Source organism: Pseudomonas sp. K5002 (assembly GCF_013386655.1).
Classification (GTDB): Bacteria; Pseudomonadota; Gammaproteobacteria; order Pseudomonadales; family Pseudomonadaceae; genus Aquipseudomonas.
The window spans coordinates 1-2,014 of the sequence record NZ_JACARK010000749.1; the positions used below are offsets into that span (position 1 = coordinate 1).

At 62.9% G+C, this 2,014-nt stretch carries 3 protein-coding genes; all 3 read right to left on the reverse strand.

The annotated features are described in order from the left end of the window. A partial coding sequence (locus HX846_RS27630; protein ID WP_178966509.1) for a divergent polysaccharide deacetylase family protein occupies positions 1-201 on the reverse strand: 201 nt, incomplete at its 3' end. A 1-nt stretch (position 202) separates the two neighbouring features. Continuing rightward, positions 203-1,510 (reverse strand): S41 family peptidase, encoded by a 1,308-nt coding sequence (locus tag HX846_RS27635; protein ID WP_003218023.1) that lies wholly within the window; start codon positions 1,508-1,510, stop codon positions 203-205. Between the two features lie 31 nt (positions 1,511-1,541). Beyond that, on the reverse strand, positions 1,542-2,014 hold a 473-nt coding region (locus HX846_RS27640), incomplete at its 5' end, for a murein hydrolase activator EnvC (protein ID WP_178966510.1).

Consider the following 2,014-nt stretch of genomic DNA (forward strand, 5'->3'; position numbering starts at 1 on the left):
GTGGGGTGTGTCGGGCATGATCGCCGTGGTCACCGGGCCGGGCAGGGCGAGCACACGACGATCCCGGGGCAGGTTTTGCCCCAGGTCGTCGATGATCAGGGTCAGGTAGGCTTTGTGTTCAGCGGGGGCTGCACTGGCGGGGTTGCCTTGGGCGACACCCGCCAGACAGCACAGCAAAGCGATGATCAGTCCACGGCGCATATCAACGGCTGCGCGTAATGCTCAGGCCCTTGAGCAGGCTCAGCGCCTGGGCCAACTGATAATCGTCGTCCTGCGGCATCGGCTTGGCTTTCGAGCCGCTGCCGGTCGGCTGGTCGGCGCCGCCGTTGCCATTGCCCAGGTGGCCTTGCAGGTCCGCTTCCTTGTAGAACTCGCTGTCGGCTTCGTTGGTGATCTTGGCCTTGCGCACTTCGATGTCCGGCACGATGCCCTGGGCCTGGATCGAGCGACCGTTCGGCGTGTAGTACAGCGCCGTGGTGATCTTCAAGGCACGCTCGTTGTTCAGCGGCAGCACGGTTTGCACCGAGCCTTTGCCGAAGCTGGTGGTGCCCATCAGCACGCCGCGTTTCTGGTCTTGCAGGGCGCCGGCGACGATTTCCGAAGCCGAGGCGCTGCCGCCGTTGATCAGCACAACCATCGGCACGCCTTCGCTGAGGTCGTTGCCGGTGGCCGAGAAGCGCAGCTCGGAGTTGGCGATACGGCCCTTGGTGTAGACGATCAGGCCCTTGGTGATGAAGTGGTCGACCACTTCCACAGCGGCCTGCAACACGCCGCCCGGGTTGTTACGCAGGTCGAGCACGATGCCGCTGAGTTTCTTGCCGTTGTCTTTGCGCAGCTTGGCGAGGGCCTTGGCCACTTCGTCGCCGGTCTTGACCTGGAACTGGGTGATACGGATGTAGCCGTAGCCCGACTCCAGCAGCTGGCTCTTCACGCTCTTGACCGTGATGGTGGCGCGGGTCAGGGTCACGTCGAACGGCGTGCCGCCGTCGCGCACCAGGGTCAGGGTGATTTTCTGGCCGATCTTGCCGCGCATCTTGTCGACGGCTTCGGTCATGGTCTGGCCGCGGGTCGGCTGGCCGTTGATCTTGACGATAAAGTCACCGGCCTGGATGCCGGCCTTGGACGCAGGGGTGTCATCGATCGGCGAAACGACCTTGATGTTGCCGTCGTCGGCGCCGACTTCAATGCCCAGGCCACCGAATTCACCACTGGTGCTCTCCTGCAGCTCGGCGAAATCTTCCGGGCCCAGGTAGGCGGAGTGCGGGTCAAGGTTGCTGAGCATGCCCTTGATGGCATTTTCCAGCAGGGTCTTGTCGTCCACAGGTTCGACATAAGCGGCCTTGATCCGGTCCATGACCTCGGCAAAGGTGCGCAACTCGTCCAGCGGCAGCGGGGCCTTGGTGGTCGCGGCCGTGGCCGACTGGGCGGTCTGGTCGGCGAATGCCAAAGGCGCGCCGATCACCAGAGCGATCGTCAGGGCCAGCGATGTGAGGCGGGACAAATGCAGCATGTCGAACGAACTCCTAATGTAGATGCGACCCTTATCCTTGGGTACGGCACCATTGTGCCGGGTCGCTCGGGCGGCCCTGCTGACGAATAGCGAAGTACAGCGCCGGGGTGTCCTGGCCACCACTGTTACCGACAGTGGAGATGGATTCACCGGCTTTTACAACATCACCTGCCGCTTTAAGCAAAGTTTGATTGTGGCCGTAAAGGCTCAAATAGCCATTACCGTGGTCAAGAATCACCAACAAACCTGCGCCACGCAGCCAATCGGCGAATACCACGCGGCCGCCGTGGATAGCGTGGACCTGGGTGCCGGCACCGGCACTGATCATCACACCGTCCCACTTGGCGCGGGTGTCATCGCCACGGGTTTCACCAAAGCGTGCCAGTAATCGACCATCAACTGGCCATGGAAGTTTGCCCCGAGCTGAAGCAAAAGGTCCGCCGAAGGATTCGCCGGCGCTGGAAACCAGCGGGCCAGGCGCTGCACGCGCCGGTTTACGCGGGG

Excerpts from the sequence above, each read along its gene's own strand:
- HX846_RS27635 (WP_003218023.1), bottom strand. The coding sequence starts at position 1,510 with ATGCTGCATTTGTCCCGCCTCACATCGCTGGCCCTGACGATCGCTCTG.